Here is a 16,282-nt window from a genome sequence, read left to right as displayed (position 1 = left end):
GCGCTGCAAGTATAGAGGACTTTACCGGCCACGCCCACGCTGGGCGCCGCCGGAGGGGTTCAGGCGCGTTCGACCTGTTTTTTCATCTTTTGCTTGATACGGTTGCGCTTGAGCGGCGAGAGATACTCGACGAACACGCGGCCCTTGAGGTGATCCATCTCGTGCTGGACGCACACGGCGAGCAGGCCGTCGGCGTCGAGTTCGAACGCCTCACCCTGCTCGTTCAGGGCGCGCACGCGCACGCGGTCGGCGCGCTCGACTTCGTCGTAGATGCCGGGCACCGAGAGGCAGCCCTCTTCATAAACCTTCTGTTCGTCGCTGCGCCAGACGATCTCGGGATTGATGAACACGCGCAATTCGTCGCGCGTTTCCGAGAGATCCATCACGATGACTTGCTCGTGCACGTCGATCTGCGTGGCCGCGAGGCCAATGCCGGGGGCGTCGTACATGGTCTCGGCCATGTCCTTGACGAGCTTGCGGATCCGATCGTCGACCTTGGCAACCGGCTTGGCCACCTTGTGCAGACGCGGATCGGGATATTGAAGAATTGTCAGTAATGCCATGATGAAAACGGGAATTCGCCGCATTGCCCTGCGAGTGGCCGTGAACGCACAATCCTGTGATGGCAGCTGCGTCGCGATGTTCGCGCCGCAGGGGATATCCGCCTTGGCCCCCCGGTCAATGCTTACCGGATGATGAAAAATTTTAGCATAGCGCCCCTCTCGACGCTGGCGGCGGGTCACGCGCGACCCGCCCGAGCCTCTTGCGCCGAGCCCTGTCCCGAGGCCCGTTCTGATGTCATGTCCCGCGAAAGCGCCCTTCACACCGACGTCACGCACGATAGCCCCCATATCGGGGCCGACCACGCGGAAATCAAGGACTGGCTGCGGCTGTGCCACACGCCCGGGGTGCCCCCGGCTGCGGTACGGCGTCTGCTGAGCGCATTCGGGGTGCCTGAAGCGATCTTCCGGGCGTCGCGCGCCAGGCTCGCCGGCGTGCTGCCGGACACGCTCGTGGACAGGCTGCTCGCGCCGATGTCCGCCGAGTTGACGGCACAGATCGCCCGCACTCTCGACTGGGCCAGTCGTCCCGGGTGTGCGGTCGTCACGTTGTCCGAGCCGGCCTACCCGCGTGAGCTGCTGACGCTTGGCGACGCCCCCCCAATCCTGTATTGCCGCGGCGACGCCGGTCTGCCAAACCGCGCCGGGGCCATGGCGGCGGCGCTTGTCGGCAGCCGCCGCGCCACGCCGCAGGGACGCGACAACGCGCGACACTTCGCCCACGCGCTCGGCGACGCGGGCGTGACCGTCGTGTCGGGGCTGGCGGCCGGCATCGACGCTGCCGCGCACGAAGGCGCGCTCGAGACGGTGGGCGGCACCTGCGCCGTCGTGGGCACGGGGCCCGATCTCGTCTACCCGACGCATCATCGCGACTTGGCCGAGCGCATCGCCGAATGCGGCCTCGTGCTGTCCGCGTTTCCCGTGGGCACACCACCGCGTGCCGATCATTTCCCGCGGCGCAACCGGCTGATTGCCGCGCTCGCACGGTGCACCGTGGTCGTCGAGGCCACCACGCACTCGGGATCGCTGATCACGGCGCGTCTGGCAGGCGATTTGGGCCGAGACGTGCTCGCCGTGCCCGGCTCGATCCACGCGCCGCAAAGCCGCGGCTGCCACACGTTGATCCGCGACGGCGCCACGCTCGCGACATCGCCCGACGACGTCTTCGAAGCCTTGGGCATTGCACCGCCCGCGCCGACCGTGGAAACGCTCCCCCTGTCGGACATGGGAAGCGCGGGAAATGCGCGCAAGCGCGCACATGGCGGACACGCCCGTGGATCGAGGCGCCCGCCGTCCGACGGCGCGGCGACCGATCTATTCAGCATGACCGAGACCGTGCGCGCCAGTGGCCCACCGACGGCCCGCGCCGCCGTGGCGACGCCCACCGCCGCGCCCCCCGGCATGGCAGCAGTCCTGGAAGCGCTGGGGTATGATCCGGTCAGCGCGGACACCCTTTGCGGGCGCACCGGCCTGGCGATCACCACCGTGCTTGCGCATCTGAGCGTGCTTGAACTCGACGGCCGGATCGCCCGACTGCCCGGCGGACGGTTTGCCCGGCAGACCGACCGGGGCGTACGCTAGCGAATGCCCGGGTCGCCGAGGCCGATGCCTGAAATGCGCCGGTCGCCGCTGCGTCCCCTCCCAATTCCGAGATACCGACATCACCGACACCATGCCCGTTTTCGATCCTGTCGCCGACCGCTCCGCGCTGGCTGCCGCGCTGGCCGATGGCAACACGCGTCTCGTGGCCTGTTTGTGCGCGGCGTGGTGCGGCACCTGCCGCGAGTATGCGCAGGTGTTCGAGCAATTGGCGGCTCGCCATCCGGCGCTGTGCTTCGTCTGGGTGGATATCGAGACGCACGCCGACTGGCTCGACGATCACGACATCGAGAACTTTCCGACCCTGCTCGTTCAGGATGCGCAGCAGGCGGCGGGACAGGCCCGTTTTTTTGGCCCAGTGCTGCCGGCCGTCGGCATTCTCGAGCGTATGCTCGACGCGCGAGTGCTGGGCGACACGACGGTGGCCGCCCCTGCGCTGCGCGAGCACCTGCTTGCCGGATAGCCCCCGTCGGAGCCGACCGGCAAGCGCATCAGGCAAAGCGCGACGCCGTGTCGCAGCGGTGGGGCCGCGCCGCCGGGCCTGCGCTTGCCGCCGGCTTGCGACGCGCTTATGATGTGCCGCTTTCAGGCATGCCTTGTGCCCGATCCGACGGCAACGCCGGACTGGCTATATGTTATAAAGCCAACGAATGTCGCTTGGCGACACCCCCTCACCATTACCTAACGTCATGTCAAAAGCTCTGATCATTGCCGAGAAACCGTCCGTCGCGAATGACATCGCGCGGGCGTTGGGCGGCTTTACCAAGCATGACGAGTACTTCGAGAACGACGACTACGTCGTCTCGTCGGCGGTTGGCCACCTCGTCGAAATCGGCGCGCCGGAAGACTATGAAGTCAAACGCGGCAAGTGGAGTTTCGCCAACCTTCCCGTGATTCCTCCGCATTTCGACCTCAAGCCGATCGCCAAGAGCGAGTCGCGTCTGAAGGTGCTCACACGGCTCATCAAGCGCAAGGACGTGGACGTCCTGATCAACGCCTGTGACGCGGGACGCGAAGGGGAACTGATTTTTCGCCTGATTGCGCAACACGCGAAGGCGAAGCAGCCGGTCAGGCGTCTGTGGCTGCAATCGATGACGCCGCAGTCGATTCGCGACGGCTTCAGCCGCCTGCGCAGCGACGACGACATGCTGCCGCTGGCCGACGCCGCGCGCAGCCGCGCCGAAGCCGACTGGCTCGTGGGCATCAATGGCACGCGTGCCATGACCGCCTTCAACAGCAAGGGGGGCGGATTCTTCCTGACGACCGTCGGTCGCGTGCAGACGCCGACGCTGTCGATCGTGGTCGAGCGCGAAGAGAAGATTCGCAAGTTCGTGTCACGCGACTATTGGGAAGTGCGCGCCGATTTCGTTGCCGCCTCGGGCTTCTATGAAGGCCGCTGGTTCGATCCGAACTTCAAGCGCAACGAATTCGATCCGGAGCAGCGCGATTCGCGCCTGTGGAGCGTTGCGGCCGCCGAATCGGTCGTGGCAGCGGTGCGCGGCAAGCACGGCACGGTCACTGAAGAATCGAAGCCGTCGACGCAACTCTCACCGCTGCTGTTCGACCTGACGAGCCTGCAGCGCGAGGCCAACGGCCGCTTCGGTTTCTCTGCGAAGAACACGCTGGGCCTGGCGCAGGCGCTGTACGAAAAGCACAAGGTGCTGACGTACCCGCGGACCGACGCGCGCGCGCTGCCGGAAGACTACCTGGCCACCGTCAAGGAAACGATGGCCGTGCTCAAGGAGAGCAACAACTACCACCAGTTCGCCAACCAGGTCCTGAGCAAGGACTGGGTCAAGCCGAACAAGCGGATCTTCGACAACAGCAAGATCAGCGATCACTTCGCCATCATCCCGACGCTGCAGGCGCCGAAGAACCTCTCCGAGCCAGAGCAAAAGCTGTACGACCTCGTCGTCAAGCGCTTCCTGGCGGTGTTCTTCCCGGCGGCCGAGTATCAGGTGACGACCCGGATCACGGAAGTGGTGGGCCATCACTTCAAGACCGAAGGCAAGGTGCTCGTCAACGCCGGCTGGCTGGCCATTTACGGCAAGGAAGCGCAGGGCGACGGGAAAGAGGGCAAGGAAGAGCAGCCGAACCTCGTGCCGGTCGCGAAGGACGAGAAGGTTGGCGTCGACAAGGTCGAATCGGTTGGCCTGCAAACCAAGCCTCCGGCACGATACAGCGAAGCGACGCTGCTCTCGGCCATGGAAGGCGCGGGCAAGCTCGTTGAAGAGGGCGAGTGGCGCGAGGCGATGGCGGGCAAGGGTCTGGGGACCCCGGCCACGCGGGCGGCGATCATTGAAGGGTTGCTGACGGAAAAGTATCTCGTGCGCGAAGGCCGCGAGTTGCATCCGACAGCCAAGGCCTTCCAGTTGATGACACTATTGCGTGGGCTCGGCGTGGACGAACTCACGCTGCCCGAACTCACGGGCGAATGGGAAGCCAAGCTCTCGCAAATCGAGCGCGGTGGCCTCAAGCGTGACGAGTTCATGCACGAGATCGCGCAAATGACGCAGACCATCGTCAAGCGCGCGAAGGAATACGACTCGGACACGATCCCGGGCGACTACGCCACGCTCACCACGCCGTGCCCGCATTGCGGCAGCGTGGTCAAAGAGAACTATCGGCGCTTCGCGTGCACGAACTGCGCCTTCTCGATCTCGAAGATTCCAGGCGGGCGTCAGTTCGAAATCCCGGAAGTCGAAGACCTGCTCAAGAACAAGACGATCGGACCGCTGTCGGGATTCCGCAGCAAGATGGGTCGTCCGTTCTCGGCCATTCTCAAGCTCTCGCCCGACGACGAGATGGGTTACAAGCTCGAGTTCGACTTCGGACAGGACAACGGCGACGAAGACGGCGAGGCTCCCGACTTCACGGGACAGGAGCCGGTCGGCAAGTGTCCGAAGTGCGGCGCAAACGTGTTTGAGCACGGCATGCGTTATGTCTGCGAGAACGCCGTCGCCAGCCCGAAGACTTGCGACTTCACGTCGGGCAAGGTGATTCTCCAGCAGGAAATCACGCGCGAGCAGATTCACAAGCTGCTGACCGAGGGCAAGACGGATCTCCTGACGAGCTTCAAGTCGTCGCGCACCGGTCGTACTTTCAAAGCATATCTGGCCAAGCAGAAGGACGGCACCATCGGCTTCGAATTCGAAGCGAAGGCACCGAAGAAGACGGCTGCGAAGGCGGGCGACGCCGAGGCTGACGGCAAAGCTGCCCCGGCGCGCAAGACGGCAACGAAGACCGCGGCGGCGAAGGCACCGGCCAAGAAGACAGCGGCCCGGAAAACGACGGCCAAAGCCAAGCCGGCCAAGAAGGAAGCCACGTCCGGCGCGTCGGACAACGCTGCCGTCGATGACGACGATCCGCCGTTCTAAGCGGATCGAGTACGGCATCGCCCAGTTGTCGCCGGGCAATGAAAACGGCCACTTCCTTGCGGGAGTGGCCGTTTTTTCATCTCGCGATGGGCACTACGTCACACCGAAATGCCCGTGGTGGGCGCGCTCGGCGACGGAATCTTGGGGGGCACCCAGCGTTCGGCTGCCGAAATGCCTTCGTTCTGGCGGAAATACTCGACGGTGAGATCGATAAAGCCGCGCGTCTTGGCCGACAGATACTTCCGGCTGGGATAGACGAGCGAGACATCGACCGGCGTTTGTGAGTAGTTGCGCATCAGCGCGACGAGATCGCCGTCGCGCACATCGTGCCCCACGAGGTATGACGGCAGGAACGCAATGCCGTGCCCCAGCAGCACCGATTGACGCAGCAGCGCCGTGTTGTTGCAGATGAACTTGTTCTGCACACGCACGCGCACCTCGCCGTCCGGGCCAGAAAACACGCGGTCTTCGCTCCAGATGTCATTCGGCAGACCGAGCACACCGTGCTCGCCCAGTTCTTGCGGTGTGACCGGTTCGCCGTGCTCGGCGATATACGCCGGCGAAGCACACAACATCACGCGCGTCTCGGCGAGCACACGTGAAATCAGGCTTTCGCTGTTGATCATGCGCGTGAGCAGAATGCCGCAATCGTAGCCCTCTTCCACGAGATCGACCGCACGGTCGGTCAGCGCGAGATCGACCACGACCTTCGGGTGCAACTCCTGGTACTTCTTGACGAGCGGGGCGAGGTTGCGCAGACCGAACGACACCGGCGCAACAACCTTCAAGGTGCCTTTCGGATCGCGTGAGGCGCTGGAAATGAGGGCGTCGGCCTCGTCGACTTCGTCGATGATCTGCCGGCAGCGTTCGAGATACACCTGCCCGGCACCGGTCAGCGACAGGCTGCGAGTGGTGCGATTGAGCAGGCGAACACCGAGATGCGATTCCAGTTCGGCGACGTGCCGCGTGACCACGGCGGCCGACAGGTCCATCTGGGCAGCCGTACGGGCAAAGCTGCCGTTGTCGGCCACTTTGACGAAAACGCGCATCGATTGCAGACGATCCATAGTGTTTCCAATCGTGATGTGCCGCGTCGTACGGGCAAGGACAAGCATGGGCGGGCCGGCCATTCACCGGCGCTGCGCGTACCTGCGGGCACCGGTCGGACCCCCGCCCCGGATCGTTCCGGGGTGGGCCGTGCGTGCCGCCAGGGCTGTCGACACGGCGGGGAGACTTCAATAAGGCGCTAGCTTACCGTAGGCAGCCGAAACTTGCCTGACGTGGCAACGATTTTGGTGCATGACCGCCATGCGACTTGCGCCTCCGAGCACCGGGGTCCGCGACAGATACGGGAATTCACTCAACGTCGTCAGCCATCACGCCTGCTTCTCGCCACTTTCTCGCCGTGAGCCCGGTGTTTGACGCAGGTCAGGGCGCGGCGTTCGCGGCGACGCTACAGTCCCCTATCACCTACTGTTACAGGCCGCGTCATGACTCCGCTCCGCCTTTCGTCGACGCCTTGCGCCAACGCCGCAGCCCCCAGCGAACAGCACGCTGGTACGCCATGTCCCGGCTGTGCGTCGCGGGCGTCGTCCGAGGGCCACGGGCATTCACGATGCGGCACGCGGCACGCGCCGCGAAACACCGCGGTCCCGTCCGCCCCGATCCACTTCGATGCACAACTGCTCGCCCGTTACGACGTGAACGGGCCGCGCTACACCTCGTACCCGACGGCACTGCAATTCCGTGACAACTTCGGCGCTGACGACTATGCGCGTGCAGCCGCGCAGTCCAAACGCACTGGCAAACCGCTCTCGCTATATGTCCACGTGCCGTTCTGCGACACGGTGTGCTTCTATTGCGCGTGCACCAAGATCGTCACGCACAATCGCGCTCACGCGCAGGCCTACGTCGAGCGCCTGCATACGGAGATCGCACGGCAGGCGTCGCTGCTCGGCGCCGGGCGCGGGCTCGCGCAGATGCATTGGGGCGGGGGCACGCCGACGTTCCTGTCGTTGGAACAGATCGCCTCCCTTGTCGAGGCCATCAGCCGCCACTTCGTGATGACGCTCGACGACAGCGCCGAGTACACCATCGAAATCGACCCGCGCAGTGCCGGCCCGGCATCGATTCGCGCCTTGCGCGCGCTCGGGTTCAATCGTCTGTCCATCGGGGTGCAGGATTTCGATCCCCGTGTTCAGGCCGCGATTCATCGCGTGCAGCCGCGCGCGCTGGTCGAAGCTACGCTCGACGCGGCGCGAAGTTGTGGTTTCCGGTCGGTCAACTTCGATCTGATCTACGGCCTGCCGTATCAAACGTCCGAGTCGTTCTCGAATACGCTCGACGCCGTGATCGAGATGGCGCCGGAGCGCCTGTCGGTCTTCAGCTACGCGCATCTGCCACAACAGTTCAAGATGCAGCGCTGCCTGCCCGACGCCCTGCCGGACGGCCCGCAAAAGCTGGCGCTGTTGCAGACGATCATTGCCCGCCTGAGTGCAGCGGGCTATGTCTATATCGGCATGGATCACTTCGCGCGGCCCGACGATGAACTCGCTCGTGCGCAGGCCGCTGGCAGTCTGCATCGCAACTTCCAGGGCTACAGCACACGGGCCGATTGCGACCTCGTCGGGGTGGGCATGTCGGCCATCGGCCGGGTGGGGGATAGCTACGCACAGAACGCCAAGACCCTGAAGGCGTATTACGAAGCCATCGATGCCGGTGGACTCGCCATCGCGCGTGGCGTGCGACTCGATGACGACGACCATATCCGGCGCGACGTCATTTCGCGCCTGATGTGCCACATGTCGCTGGAATTCGCGCCACTCGAACAGGCTTACGACATCCGCTTCGCCAGCTATTTTGCGAGTGAGCTGGGCGAGTTGGCCGAACTGGCGGCCGATGGTCTCGTGGCCATCGAGGCCCACGGACTGCGCATCTTGCCGGCCGGACGCTTGCTGGTTCGCGTCGTCGCCCAGGTCTTCGATCGCTATCGTCGCGGCAACGCTCACTCGCGATGCGCAAAAGTGATGTGAGCGCAGCGCGGGGCGGCCCATGAAAAAACGCCCGGTGAAGTGCTCACCGGGCGTTTTCACTTTCTGGGTTGACGAGGCTGACGAGGCGATTGAGGCCAACGACGCCTCAGCAGCATCGTCCGCCGCCTTTGCCGCCGTAGCGCGCTTCCTGCCGTTCCCGGAAGAACGCCTCGTAGCTCATGACCGGTTGATCCGGGTGCGTGACCTGCATATGCGCGACATAGGTGTCGTAGTCGGGCAGGCCAACCATCAGACGCATGGCCTGCCCCAGATACCGGCCCACCTTACCGACTTCATCGAGCATGGCGTCGCCCCCGCTCTCAGACCTGACGACCGGTCGGCATCGGCTCGAACGGCGTTTCCCGGGCCGTCGGCTTGTTGGCCTGGCGTGCCACGAGGATGGTGCGTACGCCAAAGATCGCCACGGACACGACCACGAACATGAACACGCCGGAGAGCGTTGCATCGACGTAATCGTTGAACACGATCTGCTGCATCTGCGCGACCGACTTGGCCGGCGCGAGCAACTTGCCGTCGGCGAGCGCCGCCTGATACTTCGCCGCGTGCGCGAGGAAGCCGACCTTCGGATTCGCGTCGAACATCTTCTGCCACCCGGCCGTGAGCGTGCAGGCCAGCAGCCACAGCGTCGGCAGGATCGTCACCCAGGCAAAGCGCTCACGCTTGAGCTTGAAGAGCACGCACGTCGCGAGAATCAGCGCGATCGCGGCCAGCATCTGGTTCGAGATACCGAACAGCGGCCACAGCGTATTGATGCCGCCCAGCGGATCGACCACGCCCTGGTACAGGAAGTAGCCCCACGCAGCCACGCACAGGCCGGTGGCGGTCAGGTTCGCGGGCCACGAATCCGTACGCTTGAGCGACGGCACGAACGTTCCCAGCAGATCCTGCAGCATGAAGCGGCCGGCACGCGTGCCTGCATCCACCGCCGTCAGGATGAACAGTGCTTCGAACAAAATCGCGAAGTGATACCAGAACGCCATCATCGCTTCGCCGCCGACCACGCGATGCAGGATCTGGGCCATGCCGACGGCGAGCGTCGGTGCGCCACCGGCACGCGAGATGATCGTATTCTCGCCAACGGCATGCGCCGTGGCGGTGAGCACGTCCGGCGTGATGGCGAAACCCCAGCCGGAGACGACGTGCGCCACGGCTTCGGGCGTCGTGCCGATCAAGGCGGCCGGGCTGTTCATCGCGAAATACACGCCCGGGTCGATCACCGAGGCCGCGACCAGCGCCATAATGGCCACGAACGACTCCATCAGCATGCCGCCGTAGCCGATGAAGCGCGCATTGAGTTCGTTATCGAGCAGCTTGGGCGTGGTGCCCGACGAGATCAACGCATGGAAGCCGGACACCGCGCCGCACGCGATCGTAATGAAGAGGAACGGGAACAACTTGCCCGACCAGACCGGACCGCTGCCGTCGACGAACTGGGTGAGCGCGGGCATCTTCAGCTCGGGTGCGACCACCAGAATGCCGATGGCCAGCGCCATGATCGTGCCGATCTTCAGGAACGTCGACAGATAGTCGCGCGGTGCGAGCAACAGCCACACAGGCAAGACGGACGCGACAAAGCCGTAACCGATCAGCATCCACGTGAGTTGCTTGCCGTCGAACGTGAACAGCGGCGCAAAGGTGGCGCTGTCGTGCACGTTCTGGCCGAAAAAGATCGCGGCCATCAGCATCACGAAGCCGATGATCGACACTTCCCCGATGCGGCCCGGACGGATGTAGCGCGTGTAGACGCCCATGAACAGCGCGATCGGGATCGTCAGTCCGACGGTGAACGTGCCCCACGGCGAGCCTGCCAGCGCCTTGACCACGATCAGCGCCAGCACGGCCAGAATGATGATCATGATGAGGAACGCGCCGAACAGCGCGATCACCCCGGGAATCATGCCGAGTTCGGACTTCACGAGATCGCCCAGCGAGCGGCCGTCGCGGCGCGTGGAGATGAACAGCACCATGAAGTCCTGCACTGCGCCCGCGAACACCACTCCGGCGAGAATCCACAACATGCCCGGCAAATAGCCCATTTGCGCGGCAAGTACCGGGCCGACGAGCGGTCCTGCGCCGGCAATGGCCGCGAAGTGGTGCCCGAACAGCACGTAGCGATTGGTCGGCACGTAGTCCAGGCCATCGTTATGGCGCCAGGCCGGCGTCATGCGCGAGCCGTCGAGCTGCGCGACGCGCGTGGCGATGAACTTGCTGTAGAAACGATAAGCGATCAGATACACGCAGACAGCCGCGATCACGATCCAGAGTGCGCTGACGGTTTCGCCGCGCGATAGAGCCACCGTGCCAAGCGCGCAAGCGCCGACGACGGCCACGGCTGCCCAGGGCAGTTGTTGCCAGATGCGATTCATTGTCTCTCCTCGGAACTGCCTCCTTCAGGCAGCAACCCGGGACGGCGCCGTTGCGGCACTGCCCCGCCTCTTGACCCGGCGCCATGACGGCACCGTGGAACGTGGCTCGCTGCACGCGCCCCTCTTTCGGGGCCTGCGCACAGCAAGGACCGGAGGTGCTACGCACCGCATCGGCGTGTGAACATCCGAACTGGCGTAACACCGGCGAGACGCTGACGAGTGACACTCGGCAGCCCCGGCCACGATTCGGCGTGTAGTATTGGCGTTTGCCCGCCGCGCCACAAGCGCGAAACTACGCAGGTTCGCTACGTGCTATTACGTAGCGAAGCCCCGCGAAACGCGGCAATGCAGCTTTCCGAACGCCATGAATCTCCGACAGAAATTTTTCGTCCTGGCGCTGTTGCCGGTCGCCCTGGCGATGGTCGCCATCGCGCTGGCCGTGCGACACCAGGGCAACGAGCTTTCGAGCGCGCAGCACGACGCTGTGCAAACCACATCGCTGGCCAACAAGCGGGCGGAGCTGCTGCATTACGTGGGCCTTGCGCGCAAGGCCATCGAGCCGCTGTACGACGGCCCCGACACGCCCGCCGCCCGCGAGGCGGCCCTCGCCATCCTTGCCCGCCTGGAGTTCGGCCAGGACGGCTACTTTTTCGTCTACGATCTCGAAGGCCGCAGCCTGATGCATCCGCGCCAACCTGAGCTTGTCGGCCACAATCTCTGGTCGCTCAAGGATGCGTCGGGCGCGCCCACGATCCAGCGCCTGATCGCGGCGGCGCGCGCCGGCGGCGGCTATGTGCAATATGCGTGGGAAAAGCCGTCTCTGCACCAGATGGCGCCAAAACTCGGCTACGTCGTCGCCCTGCCCCGCTGGAACTGGATGATCGGCACCGGGATTTATCTCGACGACGTCGAAGCTACGCTGCGCGCGTCGGACGAGCGCGCGCAGGCGAACATCGATCGCACGCTGATCTGGATCACCCTCATCGCCTCGACATGCCTGGCGATCGTGGCCCTGTGCGGGCTCGTCGTGAACATCACCGAACTCAAGACCGCCGATGCGAAGTTGCGCCAACTGGCACGTCAGGTGGTGGAATCGCAGGAACTCGAGCGCGCGCGCATCTCGCGCGAGTTGCACGATGGCATCAGTCAATTGCTGGTGTCGGTCAAGCTGCTGCTCGAGTCGGCGTCGATGCGTCTGCCGGGCTCGCCCGCCGCCGCCAGTACCGCGCTGGGCGTGGCCATCGAGCGGTTGAACGGCACGCTCGGGGAAGTGCGACGTATTTCGCAGGCGCTGCGCCCGGCCATGCTCGACGATCTCGGCCTGGCCGCGGCCATCGACCAGCTCGCACGGGAGTTCGGCTCGCATGCGAATCTGCCTGTCGAGATGCAAGTCGAAGGCGACGCCCCCGTGCTGGACGACAACATCAAAACAATGCTCTATCGCATCGCGCAGGAAGCGCTGACCAACATCGAACGCCATGCGCACGCGTCGCGCGTTTCGATCCTGTTGATGTTCAAACCCGGCGGCATTCACCTGTCGATTGCTGACGACGGCTGCGGATTCGACGTGACCGACGTGCATCACAATCCCAGCCATGGCATCGGCCTGCGCAATATGCGCGAGCGGCTCGATGCCGTCGGCGGCGTTCTCGGCATTCAGTCGTGGCCGGGTCTTACCACCATCAGCGCGTGGGTGCCCCTCACGCCCGCCGCTGCGAAAGCGGCGCTTCGTACAGCCTCACGCCAATGACGCAAGCGCATCCCATTCGACTGCTCCTGATCGACGATCACCCGCTCGTGCGCGATGGACTGCGCGCACGCTTCGATGCCTCGCCCAACCTGCAGGTCGTCGGTGAGGCGGGCAATGCACAGGAAGCGCTCATGCGGGCGAAGACATCGTCGCCGGATCTGGCGCTGATGGACATCAGCATGCGCGGCACGAACGGCATTGAACTGACCGCCCAGTTTCGCGAGCAGTTCCCCCACATCGCCGTGCTGATCCTCTCGATGCATGACAACGCCGAATATGTGCGTCAGGCAGTGCGCGCCGGCGCGCGCGGCTATGTGCTCAAGGACGCGCCCGCCCACGAGATCGTGACCGCCATCGAACGCGTGGCGCGCGGCGATTCGTACTACAGCGCCGCCATTGCCGCGCGCGTGGTACAGGCCTCGACGTCGCACGCGCCCATCGATTCACTCACACCTCGCGAACGCGAAATCCTCTCGCGGATCGCGCGCGGATTGGCAAACAAGCAAATTGCCACGGAAATGGATTTGTCGGTCCGCACCGTGGAGACGCACCGGCTCAACATCAAGCGCAAGCTCGGCATCGAAGGGCAGGCGGAGTTGATCAAGTTTGCGGTGGAGAATCGACTGTAGGTCGCGTGAGGGCGCCTGTCGAGCGCTCGGCGCGCGTGGGTCGGGTGACAGTACGGCGCTCACACCGACCGTGATCAGTGCACAAATGGGTTGTATACCTCCACGCCGGTATTGGAAAAATCCTTCACGTTGCGCGTGACCACGACAAGCCGATGCACCAGCGCAGTGGCGGCGATCAACTTGTCGATGGGGTGCTCGGAATGGGGCACGCGCAGACGTGCCCAAACGTTACAGATCGTCTGGTCCACCGGCAAAATCTCGCGCGCGTAATCGCGTTTCAGCTTCTCGAGCCATGTCTCGATCAACACCGCCTGTCGCGCATCATTCCGGTGCCGAAGGACTTTCACACCACGCTGTAGTTCCCCCAGTGTGATGACCGAAAGAAAGCGCGGTGATTGATCACGATCGGTCCGACGGATAAAGCGCTGGACCCCTTCGTCACCGCCCCCACATTTCCGACACTCGCTAATAACGTTCGTATCGAGTAAATACATCGGACGCTCAGTGCCTTAATTGATACGTTCAAAATCGCTGTCCAGTCCAACATTCGGCATGGCCAACAGTGCTTCCCCCAGCGAGCGAAACCCGGGAACCCGCGCCACGTTATCCAGAATCGTCAGCACTTCTTCCTCCGGGGTTCTCCCGTACATGGCCGCACGCGACCGTATCGATCGCATGAGCGGTTCGTCAATACCTTCGATCAACATCATGTGCATCAGCGCCTCCTGGGGTTCCGAATGGAAAAGTCGTTGTCCGAACAGAACAACAGGAGAAATGCTATCACCACAGTCCTATCGAAAACCGCCAGGATCCTTGCCTGGCAAGCCTTTCGGAAGTCTCACAAGGCAACAAAAATCCCACCGAAGGCTCCCTCGGTGGGATCGTTGTGTGCAGCTTAAACTTGATCCGTGATGCCGGCGCCTCTCAAGTTCGGCGCGCGATCATTCGAACATCGGGCGAATCACGACTTCAGGCGACGCTCGATGTCGGTCTTCGTGTCGAGCAACGCTTGCGGCAGACGATGATTGAACGTGTCGAACAGTTCGGTGTGGAGCTTCAACTCTTCGTGCCAGGCGGCGGAGTCCATCGAAGTCACGTCGTCGAACTGCGACGGCGTGAACGACAGACCGTTCCAGTTCAGATCCTCGTAGCGCGGTGTGATGCCGAACGCGTTCTCCACCCCTTGCGCCGTGCCGTCGATACGGCCGAGCATCCATGCCAACACGCGCATGTTCTCGCCGAAGCCCGGCCACACGAACTTGCCGTCCGCGCCCTTGCGGAACCAGTTCACGCAGTAGATCTTCGGCAACGCGGCGCCAAGCTTGTCCAGATGCGCGCCGGTATCGAGCCAGTGCTGGAAGTAGTCGCTCATGTTGTAGCCGCAGAACGGCAGCATGGCGAACGGATCGCGGCGCACCACCCCCTGCTGGCCCGCCGCCGCAGCCGTCGTCTCCGAGCCCATGGTCGCGGCCATGTACACGCCCTCGGTCCAGTCGCGCGCTTCCGTCACCAGCGGCACGGTCGTCGAGCGGCGGCCGCCGAAGATGAACGCATCGATCGCCACCCCGGCCGGGTTTTCCCAGTCGGCATCGATCGACGGACATTGCGATGCCGGTGCCGTGAACCGCGAATTCGGATGCGCCGCCTTGCGGCCCGTCTCCTTCGCGCTTTCCGGTGTCCAGTCCTTGCCCTGCCAGTCAATCAAATGCGCGGGCGGCGTATCGGTCAGGCCTTCCCACCACACGTCGCCATCGTCGGTCAGGGCCACGTTGGTGAAGATGACGTTCTCGCCGAGCGTCGCCAGCGCGTTCGGGTTGGTCTTCTCGCTCGTGCCCGGCGCCACGCCGAAGAAGCCGGCTTCCGGATTGATCGCGTACAGACGGCCATCGCGGCCCGGCTTGATCCAGGCGATGTCGTCGCCAATGGTCTCGACCTTCCAGCCGTCGAAGCCCTTCGGCGGGATCAGCATGGCAAAGTTGGTCTTGCCGCAGGCCGACGGAAACGCCGCCGCCACGTGATACTTCCTGCCCTCGGGCGACGTCACGCCGAGAATCAGCATATGTTCGGCGAGCCAGCCTTCGTCGCGGCCCATCTTCGAGGCGATGCGCAGCGCGAAACACTTCTTGCCCAGCAGCGCATTGCCGCCGTAGCCCGAACCATAGCTCCAGATTTCGCGGGTTTCCGGAAAATGCACAATGTACTTCGTGTTGTTGCACGGCCATGCCACGTCCTGCTCACCGGCGGCGAGCGGCTTGCCCACCGTGTGAACGCACGGCACGAACTCGCCGTCGGCGCCCAGAACGTCATACACGGCACGGCCCATGCGCGTCATGATGCGCATGTTCACGGCCACGTACGGTGTGTCGGACAATTCCACGCCGATATGGGCGATCGGTGAGCCGAGCGGACCCATCGAGAACGGTACGACATACATCGTGCGACCGCGCATGCAACCCTGGAACAGGCCGTCGAGCGTCGTGCGCATTTCACGCGGATCGATCCAGTGATTGGTCGGGCCGGCGTCTTCGCGCGTTTCGCTGCAGATGAACGTGCGGTCTTCCACCCGCGCGACGTCCGACGGATCGGAGAGCGCGAGGAACGAGTTCGGGCGCTTGGCCGGGTTGAGCCGCTTCATCGTGCCGGCAGCCACCATCTGCTCGCACAGACGGTCGTATTCCTCCTGTGAGCCGTCGCACCAGACGACACGTTCGGGCTGGGTAATCGCCGCGATGTGCGACACCCAGTCGATCAGCTTGCGATGACGCACCCAGGCGGGCAGATCACGGGTTGCAACATTGGACGAGGAGGAGGCGTTGAGCGCGCTTGCGCTCACACTGGCTTGCGTCATGGGGGTTGTCTCCATGCAGAGTCGGGAAATCGAGGCGGACGCCGGGCGTCCGTCGTGCAGGCACCTTGGATGGCCGGGCGACCCTTCCGATTGGGGATAC

13 protein-coding genes are annotated in these 16,282 nt (G+C 64.2%); 6 read left to right on the top strand and 7 right to left on the bottom strand.

Annotated features, from left to right (window positions below; all coding sequences use genetic code 11):
- Positions 1-59 precede the first annotated feature (59 nt).
- Entirely contained in the window at positions 60-563 is a 504-nt protein-coding gene (gene def / locus DRB87_RS00900) for a peptide deformylase (RefSeq protein WP_130024517.1), read from the bottom strand.
- 237 nt (positions 564-800) lie between these two features.
- On the opposite strand from def, the gene dprA reads away from it, so the two are divergent.
- The 3 genes from dprA to DRB87_RS00885 all read left to right on the top strand — a co-directional run bounded on the left by dprA (position 801) and on the right by DRB87_RS00885 (position 5,536).
- Positions 801-2,141, top strand: a complete 1,341-nt coding sequence (gene dprA / locus DRB87_RS00895; protein WP_130024516.1) for a DNA-processing protein DprA — start codon at positions 801-803, stop codon at positions 2,139-2,141.
- 91 nt (positions 2,142-2,232) lie between these two features.
- Positions 2,233-2,622, top strand: coding sequence for a thioredoxin family protein (locus DRB87_RS00890; protein WP_130024515.1), 390 nt, complete (start codon positions 2,233-2,235; stop codon positions 2,620-2,622).
- A gap of 226 nt (positions 2,623-2,848) precedes the next feature.
- Positions 2,849-5,536, top strand: coding sequence for a DNA topoisomerase III (locus DRB87_RS00885; protein ID WP_130024514.1), 2,688 nt, complete (start codon positions 2,849-2,851; stop codon positions 5,534-5,536).
- Positions 5,537-5,634: 98 nt separating this feature from the next.
- On the opposite strand, the gene DRB87_RS00880 is transcribed toward DRB87_RS00885, so the two are convergent.
- A complete protein-coding gene (locus DRB87_RS00880; RefSeq protein WP_017233789.1) occupies positions 5,635-6,603 on the bottom strand; it encodes a LysR family transcriptional regulator in 969 nt (322 codons plus the stop codon).
- A gap of 633 nt (positions 6,604-7,236) precedes the next feature.
- Here DRB87_RS00880 and hemN point away from each other — a divergent pair.
- The gene (gene hemN / locus DRB87_RS00875) at positions 7,237-8,568 is read left to right on the top strand and encodes an oxygen-independent coproporphyrinogen III oxidase (RefSeq protein WP_240756131.1); all 1,332 of its coding nucleotides are present in this window, start codon (positions 7,237-7,239) and stop codon (positions 8,566-8,568) included.
- A gap of 106 nt (positions 8,569-8,674) precedes the next feature.
- On the opposite strand, the gene DRB87_RS00870 is transcribed toward hemN, so the two are convergent.
- Both DRB87_RS00870 and DRB87_RS00865 read right to left on the bottom strand, forming a co-directional pair.
- Positions 8,675-8,872 carry a YbdD/YjiX family protein gene (locus tag DRB87_RS00870; RefSeq protein WP_130024512.1) on the bottom strand — a complete coding sequence of 66 codons (198 nt, stop codon included), beginning with the start codon at positions 8,870-8,872 and terminating at the stop codon, positions 8,675-8,677.
- Between the two features lie 16 nt (positions 8,873-8,888).
- A complete protein-coding gene (locus DRB87_RS00865) occupies positions 8,889-10,955 on the bottom strand; it encodes a carbon starvation CstA family protein (protein ID WP_130024511.1) in 2,067 nt (688 codons plus the stop codon).
- A gap of 364 nt (positions 10,956-11,319) precedes the next feature.
- On the opposite strand from DRB87_RS00865, the gene DRB87_RS00860 reads away from it, so the two are divergent.
- A complete protein-coding gene (locus tag DRB87_RS00860; protein WP_130024510.1) occupies positions 11,320-12,705 on the top strand; it encodes a cache domain-containing protein in 1,386 nt (461 codons plus the stop codon).
- Complete coding sequence (locus tag DRB87_RS00855; RefSeq protein WP_130024509.1) at positions 12,702-13,334, top strand: response regulator transcription factor; 633 nt, start codon at positions 12,702-12,704, stop codon at positions 13,332-13,334. Before DRB87_RS00860 ends, DRB87_RS00855 begins: the two co-directional genes overlap by 4 nt.
- Before the next feature lie 74 nt (positions 13,335-13,408).
- On the opposite strand, the gene DRB87_RS00850 is transcribed toward DRB87_RS00855, so the two are convergent.
- From DRB87_RS00850 to DRB87_RS00840, 3 genes are all read right to left on the bottom strand, one after another.
- Positions 13,409-13,828 carry a type II toxin-antitoxin system VapC family toxin gene (locus DRB87_RS00850; protein ID WP_130024508.1) on the bottom strand — a complete coding sequence of 140 codons (420 nt, stop codon included), beginning with the start codon at positions 13,826-13,828 and terminating at the stop codon, positions 13,409-13,411.
- A 15-nt stretch (positions 13,829-13,843) separates the two neighbouring features.
- Entirely contained in the window at positions 13,844-14,044 is a 201-nt protein-coding gene (locus DRB87_RS00845) for a DNA-binding protein (RefSeq protein WP_130024507.1), read from the bottom strand.
- 251 nt (positions 14,045-14,295) lie between these two features.
- Entirely contained in the window at positions 14,296-16,182 is a 1,887-nt protein-coding gene (locus DRB87_RS00840) for a phosphoenolpyruvate carboxykinase (GTP) (RefSeq protein ID WP_240756130.1), read from the bottom strand.
- Between the last annotated feature and the right edge of the window lie 100 nt (positions 16,183-16,282).

The sequence above is a fragment of the Pandoraea sp. XY-2 genome (assembly GCF_004193915.1).
In the GTDB taxonomy this organism is placed as follows: Bacteria; Pseudomonadota; Gammaproteobacteria; order Burkholderiales; family Burkholderiaceae; genus Pandoraea; species Pandoraea cepalis.
The sequence above is the reverse complement of the archived record's forward strand: the minus strand, read 5'-3'. Positions and strand labels throughout refer to the sequence as shown.